Origin of the sequence: Streptomyces sp. NPDC094448, from assembly GCF_044763775.1 — a bacterium.
In the GTDB taxonomy this organism is placed as follows: domain Bacteria; phylum Actinomycetota; class Actinomycetes; order Streptomycetales; family Streptomycetaceae; genus Streptomyces.
The window spans coordinates 106,023-122,203 of record NZ_JBIWGU010000016.1; the positions used below are offsets into that span (position 1 = coordinate 106,023).

Below are 16,181 nucleotides of genomic sequence, written 5' to 3' on the forward strand. Positions count from 1 at the left end.
TCGTCACTCTACTGGTCGAATCACGGCTGTCCCCAGATCCTGTGCCGATTGCCTCCGGTCCCTGCGACAGCCGTCCCGCCGGGCCCGTGGCATCCGCTGCTCAGTCCACGGCCACCGCCCTCGCCCGGAGCACGTCCGGCAGGAAGACCCCCGCGGCGGGCGGTACTCCGGTCATGTCCCCACACCTCCCGACGTCTTCGTCCTGGATACGGAGACCAGTCTGCACCCGCCCACCGACAACGGCCCCGGGCATCGCGTCCTCCCGGGCCGGAAGGGGCGCCGCGCCCCCGGCGGCGGCAGGGGTACCGGTGCGGACGGGTGCACGGGCACCCGGGTGCCGCGGACCGGAGCCGGGCGCCCCGCCCGGTCAGTTCGCCGCGCGCCCGGGGCGGTCCGCCCCGTCCGCCGCCGCCAGCAGCCCTTCCCAGTCGGGGATCTTCACCGACCGCCGCCCCAGCGAAGCGCCCAGGGCGGTCTCCGCCTCCTCGATGGCGAGCCACCCGGGCCACGGCACGGGGCGGTGGCCGGCTGCCCGCAGCAGGGCCACCGGGTCCTCCTCGGCCGGCCGCCGGGCGGCCAGCGCGGGGGCGTCCGCGAGCAGCGACTCCACGGTCTCGCGGGCGCACGGCCGGTTGGTGCCGATGACGCCCGTCGGACCGCGTTTGATCCACCCCGCCACGTACTCGCCGGGCGACGGCAGCCCGTCGCGGAGCACCCGCCCGGCGGTGTGCGGGACCGTGCCCGCGCGATCGTCGAACGGCAGCCCCGGCAGCGGTTCGCCCCGGTAGCCCACGGCCCGCAGCACCAGCTGGGCCGGGATGTCCTCGTAGCGGTCCGTACCCCGGACTCCGCCTGCGCCGTCCGGGGCGGTCCGTTCGAACCGTACGGCGGCGACCCGGCCGTCCCGTTCCAGCAGCTCCACCGGGCGGAGGAAGAACCGCAGGGCGATCCGCCGCCCCGCCTCCCGGGCCCCGTCCGCCGCCCAGCCGCGCAGCACCTCCAGATTCCGCCGCTGGACCACGGGGAGCCCGGCCGCCGCGGCCGGGGAGCCGTATACGGGGTCCAGCGCCAGCTCCGCCGGATCGACGACCGCCGCCGCCGACGGCAGCGCCCCCAGCTCCCGCAGCTCCTTGGTGGTGAACCGGGCCTGGGACGGGCCGCGCCTGCCCACCATGTGCACCTCTCGCACGGAGCTGACGGCGAGAGCCCCCAGCGCCCCCTGCGGCACATCGGTGGGGCGCAGCTCGTCGGCGCCCCGGGCGAGGATCCGGGCCACGTCGACGGCGACATTGCCGACCCCGATCACGACGGCGCTGCGGGCGGTGAGCGCCCGGCCGGTGAAATCACCGGCCGGTGCGTCGGGATGGGCGCTGTACCAGGAGACGAAGTCGGTCGCGGAGTGGCTGCCGGGCAGCTCCTCGCCCGGGATGCCGAGCCTGCGGTCCCGGGACGCGCCGACGCAGTACACGACGGCGTGGTACAGCTCCAGCAGGTCTGCGGGCGCCAGGCCCGGCGCCCCGGCCTCCAGATTCCCGAGGAAGGTGATCCGCTCGTCGGTGAGCACGCCCCGGAGGTTGTGCTGCAGTGACTTGATCTTCTCGTGGTCGGGGGCGACCCCGTAGCGCACCAGTCCGTAGGGGCAGGGCAGCCGGTCCAGGACGTGTACCCGGACTCCGGGCACCCGGGTCTGCCGGACCAGCCCCTGCGCGGTGTAGACCCCGCTGGGGCCCGATCCGACGACGGCGATACGAAGCACGCGCGCGCTCCTTCCCGCAGGGGCTTCCAGCATGGCACCGCCGGACGTCCCCCGGGAGCCCCGGCGCCGGGAAGGCCGTGCCTCCCGGCCACCGTGCGGACCGGCGGGTCACATCTTGCGCATCCGGCCGATCTCCGCCGACTGCTGCGAGATGACGTCGTTGGCCATCTCCTGGACCAGGGTGTTCCGGCCGTCCGAGAGGGCGTCGGCGGCCATGCTGACCGCACCGTCGTGATGGGTGATCATCAGCTTCAGGAAGAGCTGGTCGAAGGCCTTGCCCTTCGCCGCCCGCAACTGCGCCAACTGGGCGTCGGTCGCCATTCCGGGCATCGTCGCCGGGTCGCCGTGGCCGTGACCGTGTCCGCCGCTGCCCTTCGGGCGCTTGTCGGCGAATCGCTTCAGCCAGCCGTTCATCGCGTCGATCTCCGGCTTCTGCGCCGCCGAGATCCGGTCCGCCACGCCCTTGACCTGCTTGGACTCGGCCCGCTCCGGTACCAGGGCGGTCATCGTGAGCGCCTGGGCGTGGTGCACGACCATCATCTCGACATAGGAGAAGTCGGCGGCGTTGGGGCTGTCGTCGGGCAGGGCCTTCGCCGCCTGTTCGGGCGAGAGGGTCTTCGCCGGTTCGCCCGGCTTGCCCGGTGCCACGACGGAACCGGTCGCCGTGCCCGAACCGGCCGGTTTCTTCGCCGCGTCGGAGCCACCGCCGTCCGACTCGCAGGCACTCAGGGCGAGTACGGCGGCCAGGACGGTCGCCGCGAGGAGAACGGGTCTGCGGCTGCCCGCTGCCGGACGGTGGGTGAACACGGGGACCTCCAGGGGTTCGGGGTGGTGCGGGGGGTCGTTCCGGAACAGTTCCCCGACCTAATGATCAAAAACTTTCATGACGTGTGTGTTTCCATCTATTGAAATGCGCATGCTAGGCACAATACTTCCGTGGTGTCTGAACCGTTCGAAGCGAACGGAGACGAGGGAGGACGCAGTGACCCTGTTGCACACCACACGAGTGCGGCGCAGACGTCTGGGCGTGGCGGCGGCCGCGGCCGGGCTGATGGCGGCTCTGCTGACGGCGGCACCCGCCGCCGCCACACCCGACCCCGGGGACGCCCCCGTTCACCAGAAGGAGACCACGAACAGCCAGGAGGCCGAGCTTCGTTCGGCCATCCGGAGCGGTGACATACCCGGCGTGGACGAGATCGTCCGCAGCTCCAACGTCGAGCATCTGGCGAATATCCCCAAGGACACCCTCAAGGGTACGAACTCGGACATCGCGTTCCAGGGGAAGTACGCCTACGCCGGTAACTACGACGGGTTCCGGATCTTCGACATATCCAACCCGAGGTCCCCGAAGACCGTCGCCCAGGTGCTCTGCCCGGGCAGCCAGAACGACATCTCCGTCTCCGGGAACCTGCTCATCCTGTCCACCGACTCCTCGCGCAGCGACAACTCGTGCAACAGCACGTCGCAGTCGCAGGCCATCAAGGCCTCGTGGGAGGGCATCAAGGTCTTCGACATCAGCGACAAGCGCAACCCGAAGTACGTCGCCGCCGTCGAGACCGCCTGCGGTTCGCACACCAACACCCTGGTGCCGGACGGCCGCAACCTCTACGTGTACGTCTCCTCGTACTCGCCGAACGCGGCCTACCCCGACTGCCAGCCGCCGCACGACGGCATCTCGGTCGTCAAGGTGCCCTACAAGGCGCCCCAGCAGGCGAAGCTCGTCGGTTTCCCGGTGCTCTTCCCCGGTGAGGGCCCGGACGGCGGCGGCAACCCCGGTGGTCCGACCAACCCGGGCGTCTCCAAGACGACCGGCTGCCACGACATCACCGTGCTGCCGTCGAAGGACCTCGCGGCCGGTGCCTGCATGGGTGACGGCATCATCTTCTCCATCAAGGACCCGGAGAAGCCGAAGGTCATCGACCGTGTCCAGGACAATGTGAACTTCGCGTTCTGGCACTCGGCCACCTTCAACCAGGACACGGACAAGGTCGTCTTCACGGACGAGCTGGGCGGCGGCGGCTCGGCCACCTGCAACGCGGAGATCGGCCCCAACCGCGGCGCGAACGGCATCTACGACCTCGTCGGCAAGGGCGACAAGCGCAAGCTCGTCTTCCGCAGCTACTACAAGATCCCGCGCCACCAGGCCGGCAACGAGAACTGCGTGGCCCACAACGGGTCGATCATCCCGGTCAAGGGCCGCGACATCATGGTCCAGTCCTGGTACCAGGGCGGTGTCTCCTTCTGGGACTTCACCGACTCGTCGAAGCCGAAGGAGATCGGCTACTTCGAGCGCGGACCGCTCTCGGCCACCGACTTCATCGGCGGGGGTACCTGGTCGGCGTACTACTACAACGGCTACGTCTACTCCAACGACATGGTCAAGGGCCTGGACGTCCTGAAGATCAACGACAGGCGTACGGACCCGGCGAAGAAGATCAGGCTGGACGAGCTGAACGTCCAGACCCAGCCGGACTACTTCGACGATGACGACGACGATGACGACGACGACCACGGCCACGACGACTGAACTCTGACGGTCGAACTCCGCTGACCACCGGGGCCCGTAACCGCGGGCCCCGGTGATCGAAGAGAGGTCAGGGGGTGTCCCGCCGGGGCGGCCGCGCATCCGGCGGGACACCCAGTCCCCACTCCAGCCCGTAGCGCTGGAACAGTTCCGACCGCAGCAGCTCGGCCGCCATCGGCGCGCCCGGCAGCACGATCGCGAAGACCGCGCCCATCAACTGGGCCCGCAGCAGCCGGTAGTCGACCCCGACCGCCGTCGAGCCGTACCGCTCCACGGCACCGCTCAGCAGCACCGCGAGCCGCTGCTGTTCGGGACACTGGACGAAACCCTCCGCCTGTAGCACCCCCGACATATGCGCCCGCATCAGTACGGGACGGTCCACGGCCAGCCCGATGACAGCGTCGATGGCCCGCGCCAGCAGCTCCCGGCCGTCCTCCGTACGCGGTTCGCGCAGGAGCGCCGCCTCCAGCGTCCGGTGCATCAGCCGGTGCACCGCCGACTGGAGCAACTGGTGCTTGCCGGGGAAGTAGTAGGAGACCAGACCCCGGGCCGAACCGGCCCGGTCCGCGATATCGGCCAGCGTCGTGGTCTCGTAACCTCGTTCGCCGACCAGCTCGACCGTGGCCTCCAGCAGTCTTTCGCGCGAGCGTCGGCGCAGCTCTTCATTGACCGACGCGCTCCGCGGGCTCATGCAGGACTCCTGCGTTGACTGGCTCTCGGCCAATATACTCAGCGCAGCCCGCCGGACGGCCGTGAGGTCACCGCCGGAGGGGGCCGGACCGGGCGACACGGGGGATCGCCCGGCCCGGTCGCCGTACCGTCAGCCCGCGCGTCCCGCACCGCCGTCGACGGCATCCGACGAGCCGCGGGTACGGCTCTTGATCCGCTCCTCGACCCAGGGGTAGGCCGCCACGGCGAGCAGCGCCCAGCCGGTCCCCATCAGCCAGCCCGCGAGGACATCGGTGGGCCAGTGCACCCCGAGATAGAGCCGGGTCAGCCCGACTCCGACGACCGAGACCGCTGCGGCGGTCACCGCGGCCGTCCAGGCCCGGCCCCGGAGGCCGTGCCGCCGCAGCAGCCACAGCAGCAGAACGCAGACCACGGCCGCGACCATGGCATGCCCGGACGGGAACGCGGCGAAGTGCGCCGAATCCACCGGGTCGGGCCACTGCGGCCGCTTCCGTCCGACGCCGGCCTTCAGCGACTGCTGGATTCCCCAGCCGATGAGCACGGCCGCCGTGGTGTACAGGCTCAGCAGCCGTTCGCGGCGGAACCAGAGCCCGAGCACGGCCGCCGCGATCAGCAGCCGCATGGTCCAGGGGTCCCAGACCCAGTCCGTCAGGATCCGGTTGACCTGGACCAGATCGGGTTCTCGTACCGCCCGGCGGTGCAGGGCGCGGGCCACCGACCGGTCGAAGGAGAGCAGGGGCGACCAGGCGGCGGCGACCAGCCAGAGCAGTACGGCCGAGAGGGCGGCCAGAACGAGACCGGTGCGGCCCGCCGCGCGCTCACCGGGCCCGGCAGCCGGCCGGGCAGGTCCGGGAGGCACGGAGGTACCGGAGGAGCCGGACGGGCCTGGGGGTGCAGATCCGGGGAAAGGCATGGGAACGATCTTCCCCGGCGGACGCCGCCACGGCCATCCCGGGGCCCGGATTCCGGCCGTCGGGTGCGGTGTCCGCCGCCGCCTCCGGGCGCGGTACCGGCGCCCGGAGGCAGGTTCAGCCGAGGGCCCGCAGGCCCGGGACGAACGCGACCAGGACGGGGACCACCGGCACCAGGGCCGCGGCGGCGGTCAGCTTCAGCCGGTGCACCGGAGCGAGCCGGGGGGCCGCCGCCAGCAGCCGGTTCACCCGCTGGGGGAGATGGGCGTGGTGCGGCGGGCAGGGCCCGAACACCCCCCGCTCCTCGTTGAGTTCGACCAGGGCCAGCGCGATCGTCAGCCTGCCGAACCGCTTGGAGGCCATATCGTCGGCGGACAGCTCCACCAGCCGGTGCATCTCGTCGCGGAACACCGCGAAGACCGGAATCCGGGAGAATCCGGCGGCCAGTGCCCCGGAGATGTGCAGCAGCCAGTCGTGCCGGGCGCGGGCATGGCCCTGCTCGTGCGCCAGCACGGCATCGAGCTGCCGGCCCTTCAGCCTCCGCAACGCGGCTGTGGTGATGACCAGTTGGGGTGCCGAACCGGGCAGCCACCAGGCGTCGGGGCGCTCGCCCTCCAGCACCACGAGCCGCTCGCCCGCGGTCTCCTCGCCGGGCATCAGCGGAGCCCGTACCAGCAGATCCCGGCGGCGGCGCCGGCGCTGTGCGCGGGCGGTGCGGATCTCCCGGGTCAGCATCGCGGCCGACCAGAGGCCGCCGCAGGCCAGGATCACGGCGAGCCCGGCCGCCCACGGCCCGCCGACCCCGAGGGCGTAGGCCTCCACCACGGCCTGCGGCGCGGGGGCGAAGACATGTCCCCTGACGAGCTGCCAGGCGGCGGCGGCGCTGAAGGTCATCGACAGGGCGAACGACAGCAGCACCGCCGCGACCACGCACTGCCACACCCAGAGGGCGACGATCGGTTCGCGTTCCGACCAGTGGGCCCTTGCCACCAGCCTGGGCGCCAGAACAGCGGCCAACGCGCCGAGCAACAGCAGCACCAGGGAGACCAGCATGCCCCAACCCTATCCAGCGCCCGGCACCGGCGGGACGGCCCCGGACGGCAAGAGTGACGCACGCCACGGTTTCTCCGCCGTTCCCGTCCGCCCGCCGCCGGTCACAGGGCGATCAGCATGGCCAGCATTCCGAGGGCCATCACCAGCCGGCAGGCCGGAACCAGTTCCGGTACCGGCCCGCCCGCCGGTCCGGGCCCCGGACCGGCGGAAGGGGCGAGCCGGGCGCCGGAGCGGAGCACGTACACCGCGTAGTAGACGAGCAGGAGAGCGGTCAGCAGGGGGATGCCGGACGGGGACGCCGAGCCGTGTCCGGAGTGGCCCGCGGCGGGCGGGTCCGCCATCAGGACCGCCATGTACGCCATCGCCAGCGAGCCCACGGCGTGGTGGAGGTGGTGGCCGCCGCGCCGGACCGCCGCCAGGGCCGGCAGCGCCGCTCCGCCGAAGACCGCTGCACCGGCGGCCCAGGTCCAGCCCGGGGGGTCCAGAACGGCGGCGGGCACCGCCATGGCCGCCATCCCGAACCCCATCAGGGCCTCGCCGCCCGCCGCCCGGCGGGCCCCACCGGAACAGGAGCGCATCCGGGCCAGGCAGTATGCGCCGGTTGCTGCCGACAGGGCGGCGAGCAGCCAGCCGGACACCACCGGTCCGTGCACGGGGCACCTCCCCTGGGGACGGCCGCGGGCCCCGGGCGGCCATCGGGCCGGACGGGATCTCGCCGGTCTCGACCGGAGGATGCCCGGCCGCCGTGGCGCACACCCGAGCGCACAGGGGTGCGCGGGGAGCGCGGCCCCGGGCGCGGCGCGTACGCTGACGCGCACCTCGTAACCGGCCATCTTCAGCAATGAGACGGGAGAGACCACTCCATGAGCACCGCACCACCTCGCCCCTCCGGTGACCTGACCTACCGCGATGCCGCCGATGCCGATGTTCCCGCCCTGGTGGTACTGGTCCAGTCCGCCTACCGCGGCGACGGGAACGAACGCGGCTGGACCACCGAGTCCCATCTCATCGGCGGCCGGCGGATCGACGAGAGCGGTATCCGGGAAGTGATGACGGCCGAGAACAGCAGGCTGATCGTCGTCACGGGCGACGACGGCGACGTCGTCGCCTGCTTCCAGCTCGAACGGCGTGCCGACCGGGCCTACTTCGGCCTCTTCGCGGTCCGCCCGGGACTCCAGGGCAACGGCCTGGGGCGCCGGGTGATCGGCGAGGCCGAGCGGCTGGCGGTACAGAGCTGGGGAGCGACCGCGATGGAGATGACGGTGATCTCCGTACGCGCCGACCTGATCGCCTGGTACGAGCGCCGGGGCTACCGGCGTACGGGCAGCCTCTCGCCGTTCCCGTACGGCAGCGAGCGCCACGGTACGCCGAAGCGCGACGACCTGGTCTTCGAGCAGCTCGTCAAGGATCTGGGCTGACGGAGCGGCCGGGCGGGAGCCGTCCCCGCCCGGCCGTGTGCCCCGCCCGGCAAGGCGGCGCTACGCCGTGAACCTGCCGGTGCGCCGGATCTCGGGGAAGTCGGTCGTGACACCGTCGAGCTCCAGCGCGCGGGCCAGCCTGAGCTGGGTCTGGGTGTTCACCACCCAGCCCAGCACCCGCAGCCCCTCGCCGTGCGCCCGCTCCGTGGTCTCCAGGGTGAGCCGCCGGATGTTCAGGGCCAGCCAGTCCGCCCCGACCGCCTTCGCCCGGTCCACGACGTCCCCGCCCCAGCGGCTCGCGATCAGCACCGTCCGTACCCCGGGCACCAGGGCCGCGATCTCCGCGACGGCGTCGTCGTGGAAGGAGGAGACCGTGACCCGCCGGACCAGATCGCGGCGGAGCAGCACATCGGCGAGGGCGCGAGCCGCCGCGATGTCCTTGATCTCGGCCTGGAGCGGGCACTGCACCGCATCCACCACCTCTTCGAAGACCGGCACCCGCTCCCCGCCGCCCGCGTCCAGCTCCCGCAGCTCGGCGAGGGTCTTCTCGGCCACGGGCCCGGTGCCGTCGGTCGTACGGTCCACGTCCTCGTCGTGCATGACGACGAGCGCGCCGTCCTTGCTCAGATGGAGGTCCAGCTCGACGGCGTCCATTCCGGACCGTTCCGCCCGGATGAAGGAGCGCAGGGTGTTCTCCGGCGCCACGCCCATGACTCCGCGATGACCGATGGTGAGGAACGACAAGATTCTCTCCGCTTCCGTCGACGGCGGCTCCCGCGCAACTGCCCCACGGGCAGCGGCGGCCCGGCAGGGCGCAGCCTAATGGTCCGTACCCCGGAGGGGACCGTCCGTGCACGCATCAGTCCCCCGTACCCCTCCTGTGGGTGTTCAGGCCGACGGAAGTCGGCGTTCGTCCGGTCACGGGCTGTAAACCTTCCGGTGATCGTGAAATCGTGCAGGATAATTTGCTTAGGGGTCACTTGTCTCAAAGAAGGTGGCCTGGATACGGTGTCTTGACGCGAGGTTCTCCTGTGAAGGAAGTGGCATGACGGAAATTCTTGTGCAGGACGCTGCCGTAGCGACCGGATCCACCGCGGAGCGGGTGATCGACCACCCGGCCTGGCCGCGGCTCAAGAGCGCCGTCGAGGAGATCCGCCCCTGGCAGTCGAAGGACGGTTCCCTCGACTTCGACGCCGAGGGCGCCCCCAGCCGGGCCGACGCCGAGAGCGCCGTGGAGCGGATAGCCGGCGCGGTGGCGGAGCTGTCCCCGCTGCTGCCGCACGACGCCGACTACCACCGCGCGCTCACCGCGGACCTGCGCAAGTGGTCCGACGACGCCTTCGGCGTCCCGGACTTCCTCGACTCCCTGCTGGCCTTCCAGCCCGCCGCGCACCGCGCCGACGGCCTCCAGCACCTCGTGGTCTTCCCCATGTACACCCAGAACGGCAACCCGGACCGCAATCTGGAGGCCGTCGTCCTGCGCATGGTGTGGCCCGAGTGGCTCGCCGAGCTGGAGCGCACCCGCTACGACAACCCGCTGTTCTGCGGTATCACCTTCGAGGACTTCACCGCCGGATACGACACCAACTCCGCCGTCCTCTTCCCCGAGACCATCGCCGTCCGCGAGGCCCCCGAGCGGTTCACCTGGGGCGGGATCTTCTGCGACCGGGAAGCCGCGCGCTTCCGCGCCGTGACCAACGAGGCCGTTTCCGTACTCGGCCTGGACCTGCCCGGCGACATCCGGGCCATGGTCGAGGACCAGCAGCGCTGCCAGGAGGCCTTCGTCCTGTGGGACATGGTCCACGACCGCACCCACAGCCACGGCGATCTGCCGTTCGACCCCTTTATGATCAAGCAGCGCCAGCCGTTCTGGATGTACGGACTGGAGGAGCTGCGCTGCGACCTCACCGCCTTCAAGGAGGCCGTGCGGCTGGAGGCCGACGGCTTCCCGCAGGGCCGTGACGTCCAGTTCGCCGTCCTCTTCGACCGAATGTTCCGCTTCCCCGTCACCGGCGAGCGCGTCCGCAACTACGACGGACTCGGCGGCCAGCTCCTCTTCGCCTACCTCCACCAGCACGATGTGCTGCGCTGGACCGACAACACCCTGAAGATCGACTGGGAGCGGGCGCCGCAGATCACCAACCAGCTCTGCGCCGAGATCGAGAAGCTCTACCGCGACGGTATCGACCGCCCCAAGCTGGTCCACTGGTTCGCCGCGTACGAGCTGGTCTCCACCTACCTCGCCCCCCACCCCGGCTCCCGCTGGGCCAAGGGCCCCGACGCCCTCGACCTGTCCCAGCCGCCGCGTAAGCTCGTCGACGACGTGCTTCCGGACGAGTTTCCGCTCAGCATGTTCTATGAGGCGCTGTCCAAGAAGCTCAAGCGCGTGATCGCCACCACCAAGGGGATCACCGCGAACGGTCCGGTGGCCGACGGCACCGCGTCCGGGGCAGCCGCGTGACCATCCGTACCGAGGAGGCGACCGAGATGAAGAACTCCAACGGCCCGCTGGAAGGGGCCGTCGTCGCGGTCGCCGGCGCGGCGGGCCCCGCCGGGCGCGCCACCCTGCTCCGCCTCGCGGAGGCGGGCGCCACCGTCGTCGGAGCCGACGCCGACCCCGAGCGCCTCGCCGCCGCCGTCGACGCCGCCCGCTACGCCCACGGCGGCGCCACCGTCACCGGTGACACGGTCGACCTGCTCGATCTCGATGCCACCCGCGAGTGGGCCGTCAAGACCGAGAAGGAGTTCGGCCGGATCGACGGGCTGGTGCATCTCGTCGGCGGCTGGCGCGGCAGCGCCTCCTTCGCCGAGACCAAGCTCTCCGACTGGGACCTGCTGGAGAAGCTGCTGATCCGCACCGTCCAGCACACCTCCCTCGCCTTCCAGGACGGGCTGCTCCGCAGCGACCGCGGCCGCTATCTGCTGATCAGCGCCGCCGGAGCGAGTGCCCCCACCGCGGGCAACGCCGCCTACGCCGCCTCCAAGGCGGCCGCCGAGGCCTGGACCCTTGCCCTGGCCGACGCCTTCCGCAAGGCGGGGGGCGAGGACGGTCCCAGGACGGCGGCTGCGATCCTGGTGGTGAAGGCTCTGGTGCACGACGCCATGCGCGCCGAGCGCCCGAACGCGAAGTTCGCGGGCTTCACGGACGTCTCGGAACTGGCCGATGCCATCGCCGGAGTCTGGGACCGGCCCGCCGGTGAAGTGAATGGACAGCGCCTGTGGCTGACGCCCCGCCCGTGAAGACCCACCCGACGGCCGCCCGGCGCCATCACGACCCCGCGGTACGGGGCTTCGCCAGCGACAACTACGCGGGCGTCCACCCCGAGGTGCTCGCCGCCGTCGCCCTCGCCAACGGAGGACACCAGGTCTCCTACGGCGAGGACGACTACACCGACCACCTCCAGCGCATCATGCACAGCCACTTCGGCCCCACCGCCGAAGCCTTCCCGGTCTTCAACGGCACCGGCGCCAACGTCACGGCCCTCCAGGCCATGACCGACCGCTGGGGCGCGGTGATCTGCGCCGAGAGCGCCCATATCAACGTCGACGAGGGCGGCGCGCCCGAGCGTATGGGCGGACTGAAGCTGCTGACCGTACCGACCCCGGACGGCAAGCTCACCCCCGAGCTGATCGACCGGCAGGCCTGGGGCTGGGAGGACGAGCACCGGGCGATGCCCCAGGTCGTGTCCATCACCCAGAACACCGAACTGGGCACGGTCTACACCGCCGGCGAGATCCGCGAGATCGTCGAACACGCCCACGAGCGGGGGATGAAGGTCCACCTCGACGGCGCCCGCATATCCAACGCGGCCGCTTCGCTCGACGTCCCCATGCGGACCTTCACCAACGCCGTCGGCGTCGACGTGGTCACCTTCGGCGGCACCAAGAACGGCATGATGTTCGGCGAGGCGGTCATCGTCCTCGACCCGGGCGCCGTCAGCCATATGAAGCACATACGCAAGATGTCCATGCAGCTCGCGTCGAAGATGCGCTTCGTCTCCGTCCAGCTGGAGGCACTGCTCGCCCGCGATCTGTGGCTGCGCAACGCCCGCCACTCCAACGCCATGGCCCGGCGGCTCGCCGACGGCGTCCGGCAGGTCGACGGCGTCGAGATCCTCTACCCGGTGCAGGCCAACGCCGTCTTCGCCCGGCTCCCGCACGAGGTGACCGTCCGGCTCCAGGCCCGCTTCCGCTTCTACTTCTGGGACGAGGCCGCGGGCGATGTCCGCTGGATGTGCTCCTTCGACACCACCGAAGAGGACGTCGACACCTTCGTCCAGGCACTGAAGGAAGAGATGGCCCGCTAGCGGACCAGGAATCCTGCATGAATATGCGGCCGACCGGAAATCCATTGACCCGGTCGGCCGCTCTTCCTATCGTCGAGGCATGCAACTCATCCAGCAGACGGACGATATCGCCGCCTATCTGGCCGCCGACGACACCATCGACCACGGCCACCCGCTGGTCCGGGAGACCGCCGCCCGTCTGCGGCGCGACGCCCCCGGCGCCCACGCCTACGCCCGAGCCGCCTTCGAGTTCGTCCGCGACACCGTGACGCACTCCATCGACGCCGACGACCCCCGGGTCACCCGGCGCGCTTCCGAGGTCCTGGAGCAGCGCACCGGCATCTGCTACGCCAAGGCCCACGCCCTGGCCGCCCTGCTGCGCGCCGAATCGATTCCCGCCGCCCTCTGCTACCAGAACCTCGGCGTTCTGCACGGACTGGTGGCGCTGAAGCTGCCGGGGCGCGAGAACTGGTCCCGGATCGACCCCCGGGGCAACAAGCCCGGCGTGGACGCGCAGTTCTCCCTCGACGAGGAGCGGCTGGCCTTTCCTGTCGACCCCGAGTCCAATGAAGAGGACTATCCGATGCTATATGCTGCACCACATCCGGCGGTGCTCGCCGTGCTCAGGTCGGCACCCGACCGCGAAACCCTCTGCAAGACGCTCCCCACTGCACTGTGACGAGGAACCGCATGGCGCTCACGCTCACCGTCGCCGACGAGGTCACCGCCCTGGCCCCCGGCTTCACCCACCTTGCGATCGAGGCGTACGGGCTGGTCAACGGCCCCAGCGACGACCACAGTTCCGCGCTCCTCGACGATGCCGCGCGCCGCCTCGCCGGCCGTCTGGGCGGGCGCGCCCCGCACGAGGACCCGCATATGGCCGCCTGGCGCGAGGTCTACACCGCCTTCGGCGCCAAACCGTCCCGGACCCGCAACTCCGCCGAGGCGCTCGCCAAACGTGCCCTCGCCGACGGCGGACTGCCCCGGATCAACCGTCTCGTCGACGTCTACAACGCCATCAGCGTCGCCCATCTGATCCCCGTCGGCGGCGAGGACCTCGACCGGATCAGCGGCGGTATGCGTCTGGTGCGCGCCACGGGCGACGAGCCGTTCACGACCGTCGCGGCGGGCGCGGAGACCGTCGAGCATCCGGAGCCCGGCGAAGTCGTGTGGTGCGACGGCGAGGGCGTCACCTGCCGCCGCTGGAACTGGCGGCAGGGGCCGCGCACCCGCCTCACGGAGGAGTCGGTGAACGCCCTCTTCCTGCTGGAGTCCCTCGCGCCGATGGCCGGCGGCGAACTCCGGGCCGCGGCCGCCGAACTTGCCGAATCCCTGGAGAAGCTGAGCCCCGGCGCCCGGATCACGGTCCGCGAACCGGGCCGCTGACCTCCGATCCGTACCGGGACCGGAGACTTCTCCGCCGGTCCCGGTACGGATACGCGGGGGGCGCGGTTCAGCGTGCCTCGCGCACCTGTACCTCGGCCGGGGTGGGTGCGGTACCCCCGAGATGGGCCGGCACCCACCAGGTGTCCGCAGCGTCCTTCGGCCGTACGGGATAGGCCCGCTGGGCCGATTCGAGCAGCTCCTGCACCCGGTCGCGCAACCGCCGTGTGATCGCCCCCGCGTACTGGTCCGTGGGGGCTTCCACCGGCTCGCCCACCCGGATGGTGATCGGGATGTGGCTGCGCTTCAGATTGCGCGGACGGCCCTTCGTCCACAGCCGCTGCGTCCCCCACAGCGCCACCGGGATCAGCGGAACCCCGGCCTCCTGGGCGAGGCGCGCGGCGCCGGACTTGAACGACTTCAGGGCGAACGACTGGGAGATCGTGGCCTCCGGGAACACCCCGACGATCTCACCCGAGCGCAGGGCGTCGAGAGCGTGGCGGTAGGCGTCCTCGCCTTTGGCCCGGTCGACGGGGATGTGCTTCATCCCGCGCATCAGGGGGCCGCCGATCCGGTGCCGGAAGACCGACTCCTTCGCCATAAAGCGGACCAGCCGCTTCTGGGGGAGCGCGGCCAGGCCCGCGAAGATGAAGTCCAGGTAGCCGATGTGATTGCTCACCAGCACGGCCCCACCCGTCTTCGGGATGTTCTGCGCCCCCTGGATGTCGATCTTCAGGTCCAGGGCTTTGAACAGGACGCAGGCGGCGCCGACGATCGGCCGGTAGACGAGCTCAGCCATCCGGAGAGGACCCTTCTGTCGTGCCCGGGGAGGGGTCTCCGGGTGGAAGTTACGCAGCCGTAGGTTTTAGGGCGCTGGGCAGATCGTGCCCCATACGGGCCGGTCTGGCCAGTCCCGGCGTGTCCGCCCTGCGAGATTCTCATCACGCCCGGGTGGTCGGTCCATTGACTCATACCGGTATTTCCCGGCATGCGGTGGGCCGCCCATGGGCATCCGTGGCTGGCGCGCGGCATCCGGGAGGCGGGGGAGTGCCTCCGCCGGGCCGGGGGAGGTGCGGGGAAAGGGTGGAGAGAGTCCTGGGAAGGCGTTGGGAGGACGTTGGGAAGGTCACAGTGCCAAGCGCTTGCTCAGGGGTAGGGTGAGGAGCGTACTGGTGAGTAATATCTGGTCCGGAGCGTCGCTCGCCGAGGGCCGGAAACCCCGCCTCGGGGCACCTATGCTGCCTGGCAGAACGAACCACCCCCCGGCACGGCGCGCACGGGGACACCACGGAAGTGGCCACTGCAAGGAGGAGAGCCGGCGTGAGCTTGAGGATCGTTGTCTGTGTGAAGTACGTGCCCGATGCGAGTGGCGATCGTGGGTTCGCGGATGATCTGACGGTGGATCGTGAGGGTGTGGACGGTCTGTTGTCGGAGCTGGACGAGTATGCGGTGGAGCAGGCGCTGCGGATCTCGGAGGCGGCTGGTGGGGATGCGTCGGTGACGGTGTTGACGGTGGGTCCGGAGGATGCGCGGGAGGCGGTGCGCAAGGCGCTGTCGATGGGTGCGGACTCGGGGGTCCATGTCGAGGACGACGGTGTGCACGGTTCGGATGTGATGGGGACGTCGCTGGTGGTGGCGTCGGCGGTGGAGAAGGCCGGGTTCGATCTGGTGGTGTGCGGGATGGCGTCGACGGACGGGGTGATGGGGGTGCTCCCGGCGCTGCTGGCGGAGCGGCTGGGGGTGGCGCAGCTGAGTCTGCTGTCGGAGGTGTCGGTGGCGGGTGGTGTGGTGTCGGGGCGTCGTGATGGGGATGTGGCGTCGGAGGTGGTGGAGGCGGAGCTGCCGGCGGTGGTGTCGGTGACCGATCAGTCCGGCGAGGCGCGCTACCCCTCGTTCAAGGGGATCATGGCGGCGAAGAAGAAGAAGGTGGAGTCCTGGGATCTGGAGGAGCTGGGTCTGGACGCGGGGCTGGTGGGTGCGGCGGGGGCGTGGACTGCGGTGGACGGGGTGGAGGCGCGGGCCGCGCGCAGTGCGGGGACGGTGGTGACGGACGAGGGTGAGGGAGGCGTTCGGGTGGCGGAGTTCCTGGCGTCCCGCAAGTTCGTCTGACCCTCTTCTGCGTTCTTCGTTCCTCTCTTTCCTCATCTTTCCTCGTCTTCT

At 71.0% G+C, this 16,181-nt stretch carries 16 protein-coding genes; 8 read left to right on the forward strand and 8 right to left on the reverse strand.

Going from position 1 to position 16,181, the window contains the following annotated elements; translation table 11 throughout:
- Positions 1 to 367 precede the first annotated feature (367 nt).
- Together ACIQ9E_RS27275 and ACIQ9E_RS27280 are read right to left on the reverse strand one after the other, a co-directional pair.
- The gene (locus ACIQ9E_RS27275; RefSeq protein WP_403711432.1) at positions 368 to 1,756 is read right to left on the reverse strand and encodes an FAD-dependent oxidoreductase; all 1,389 of its coding nucleotides are present in this window, start codon (positions 1,754 to 1,756) and stop codon (positions 368 to 370) included.
- A gap of 108 nt (positions 1,757 to 1,864) precedes the next feature.
- Positions 1,865 to 2,563, reverse strand: a complete 699-nt coding sequence (locus ACIQ9E_RS27280; protein WP_403711434.1) for a DUF305 domain-containing protein — start codon at positions 2,561 to 2,563, stop codon at positions 1,865 to 1,867.
- 175 nt (positions 2,564 to 2,738) lie between these two features.
- Between ACIQ9E_RS27280 and ACIQ9E_RS27285 the strand changes: the two genes are divergently transcribed.
- Positions 2,739 to 4,283, forward strand: coding sequence for an LVIVD repeat-containing protein (locus tag ACIQ9E_RS27285; RefSeq protein WP_403711436.1), 1,545 nt, complete (start codon positions 2,739 to 2,741; stop codon positions 4,281 to 4,283).
- 67 nt (positions 4,284 to 4,350) lie between these two features.
- On the opposite strand, the gene ACIQ9E_RS27290 is transcribed toward ACIQ9E_RS27285, so the two are convergent.
- The 4 genes from ACIQ9E_RS27290 to ACIQ9E_RS27305 form a co-directional block, all read right to left on the reverse strand.
- Complete coding sequence (locus ACIQ9E_RS27290) at positions 4,351 to 4,971, reverse strand: TetR/AcrR family transcriptional regulator (RefSeq protein ID WP_403711438.1); 621 nt, start codon at positions 4,969 to 4,971, stop codon at positions 4,351 to 4,353.
- 129 nt (positions 4,972 to 5,100) lie between these two features.
- Complete coding sequence (locus ACIQ9E_RS27295) at positions 5,101 to 5,829, reverse strand: phosphatase PAP2 family protein (protein ID WP_403711440.1); 729 nt, start codon at positions 5,827 to 5,829, stop codon at positions 5,101 to 5,103.
- 169 nt (positions 5,830 to 5,998) lie between these two features.
- Positions 5,999 to 6,934 carry a M56 family metallopeptidase gene (locus ACIQ9E_RS27300; protein WP_403711442.1) on the reverse strand — a complete coding sequence of 312 codons (936 nt, stop codon included), beginning with the start codon at positions 6,932 to 6,934 and terminating at the stop codon, positions 5,999 to 6,001.
- Positions 6,935 to 7,035: 101 nt separating this feature from the next.
- The gene (locus ACIQ9E_RS27305) at positions 7,036 to 7,587 is read right to left on the reverse strand and encodes a DUF5134 domain-containing protein (RefSeq protein WP_403711444.1); all 552 of its coding nucleotides are present in this window, start codon (positions 7,585 to 7,587) and stop codon (positions 7,036 to 7,038) included.
- Between the two features lie 210 nt (positions 7,588 to 7,797).
- Here ACIQ9E_RS27305 and ACIQ9E_RS27310 point away from each other — a divergent pair, with 210 nt between their 5' ends.
- A complete protein-coding gene (locus ACIQ9E_RS27310) occupies positions 7,798 to 8,352 on the forward strand; it encodes a GNAT family N-acetyltransferase (protein WP_403711446.1) in 555 nt (184 codons plus the stop codon).
- 60 nt (positions 8,353 to 8,412) lie between these two features.
- On the opposite strand, the gene ACIQ9E_RS27315 is transcribed toward ACIQ9E_RS27310, so the two are convergent.
- Positions 8,413 to 9,063, reverse strand: a complete 651-nt coding sequence (locus ACIQ9E_RS27315; RefSeq protein WP_403711571.1) for a glycerophosphodiester phosphodiesterase — start codon at positions 9,061 to 9,063, stop codon at positions 8,413 to 8,415.
- A gap of 334 nt (positions 9,064 to 9,397) precedes the next feature.
- Between ACIQ9E_RS27315 and ACIQ9E_RS27320 the strand changes: the two genes are divergently transcribed.
- The 5 genes from ACIQ9E_RS27320 (at position 9,398) to ACIQ9E_RS27340 (ending at position 14,024) form a co-directional block, all read left to right on the forward strand.
- On the forward strand, positions 9,398 to 10,813 hold the full coding sequence (locus tag ACIQ9E_RS27320; protein ID WP_403711448.1) for a DUF6421 family protein: 1,416 nt from the start codon (positions 9,398 to 9,400) through the stop codon (positions 10,811 to 10,813).
- A gap of 26 nt (positions 10,814 to 10,839) precedes the next feature.
- On the forward strand, positions 10,840 to 11,592 hold the full coding sequence (locus ACIQ9E_RS27325) for an SDR family NAD(P)-dependent oxidoreductase (protein ID WP_403711573.1): 753 nt from the start codon (positions 10,840 to 10,842) through the stop codon (positions 11,590 to 11,592).
- Positions 11,571 to 12,659 (forward strand): threonine aldolase family protein, encoded by a 1,089-nt coding sequence (locus ACIQ9E_RS27330; RefSeq protein WP_403711450.1) that lies wholly within the window; start codon positions 11,571 to 11,573, stop codon positions 12,657 to 12,659. The genes ACIQ9E_RS27325 and ACIQ9E_RS27330 overlap by 22 nt, the downstream gene beginning before the upstream one ends.
- A gap of 79 nt (positions 12,660 to 12,738) precedes the next feature.
- Positions 12,739 to 13,317 (forward strand): transglutaminase domain-containing protein, encoded by a 579-nt coding sequence (locus ACIQ9E_RS27335; protein ID WP_403711452.1) that lies wholly within the window; start codon positions 12,739 to 12,741, stop codon positions 13,315 to 13,317.
- A gap of 11 nt (positions 13,318 to 13,328) precedes the next feature.
- A complete protein-coding gene (locus tag ACIQ9E_RS27340) occupies positions 13,329 to 14,024 on the forward strand; it encodes a B3/4 domain-containing protein (protein WP_403711454.1) in 696 nt (231 codons plus the stop codon).
- A gap of 67 nt (positions 14,025 to 14,091) precedes the next feature.
- On the opposite strand, the gene ACIQ9E_RS27345 is transcribed toward ACIQ9E_RS27340, so the two are convergent.
- Positions 14,092 to 14,820: a lysophospholipid acyltransferase family protein gene (locus tag ACIQ9E_RS27345; RefSeq protein WP_403711456.1), complete on the reverse strand. Its 729-nt coding sequence runs from the start codon at positions 14,818 to 14,820 to the stop codon at positions 14,092 to 14,094.
- Between the two features lie 521 nt (positions 14,821 to 15,341).
- Between ACIQ9E_RS27345 and ACIQ9E_RS27350 the strand changes: the two genes are divergently transcribed.
- Positions 15,342 to 16,130 carry an electron transfer flavoprotein subunit beta/FixA family protein gene (locus ACIQ9E_RS27350; RefSeq protein WP_403711458.1) on the forward strand — a complete coding sequence of 263 codons (789 nt, stop codon included), beginning with the start codon at positions 15,342 to 15,344 and terminating at the stop codon, positions 16,128 to 16,130.
- The last annotated feature ends 51 nt before the right edge of the window (positions 16,131 to 16,181 follow it).

Bases quoted from the DNA above. Each gene is read 5' to 3' on its own strand.
- ACIQ9E_RS27290 (WP_403711438.1), bottom strand. From the start codon at position 4,971: ATGAGCCCGCGGAGCGCGTCGGTCAATGAAGAGCTGCGCCGACGCTCG.
- ACIQ9E_RS27340 (WP_403711454.1), top strand. From the start codon at position 13,329: ATGGCGCTCACGCTCACCGTCGCCGACGAGGTCACCGCCCTGGCCCCC.
- ACIQ9E_RS27345 (WP_403711456.1), bottom strand. From the start codon at position 14,820: ATGGCTGAGCTCGTCTACCGGCCGATCGTCGGCGCCGCCTGCGTCCTG.
- ACIQ9E_RS27300 (WP_403711442.1), bottom strand. From the start codon at position 6,934: ATGCTGGTCTCCCTGGTGCTGCTGTTGCTCGGCGCGTTGGCCGCTGTT.
- ACIQ9E_RS27310 (WP_403711446.1), top strand. From the start codon at position 7,798: ATGAGCACCGCACCACCTCGCCCCTCCGGTGACCTGACCTACCGCGAT.
- ACIQ9E_RS27315 (WP_403711571.1), bottom strand. From the start codon at position 9,063: ATGGGCGTGGCGCCGGAGAACACCCTGCGCTCCTTCATCCGGGCGGAA.
- ACIQ9E_RS27335 (WP_403711452.1), top strand. From the start codon at position 12,739: ATGCAACTCATCCAGCAGACGGACGATATCGCCGCCTATCTGGCCGCC.
- ACIQ9E_RS27320 (WP_403711448.1), top strand. From the start codon at position 9,398: ATGACGGAAATTCTTGTGCAGGACGCTGCCGTAGCGACCGGATCCACC.
- ACIQ9E_RS27325 (WP_403711573.1), top strand. From the start codon at position 10,840: ATGAAGAACTCCAACGGCCCGCTGGAAGGGGCCGTCGTCGCGGTCGCC.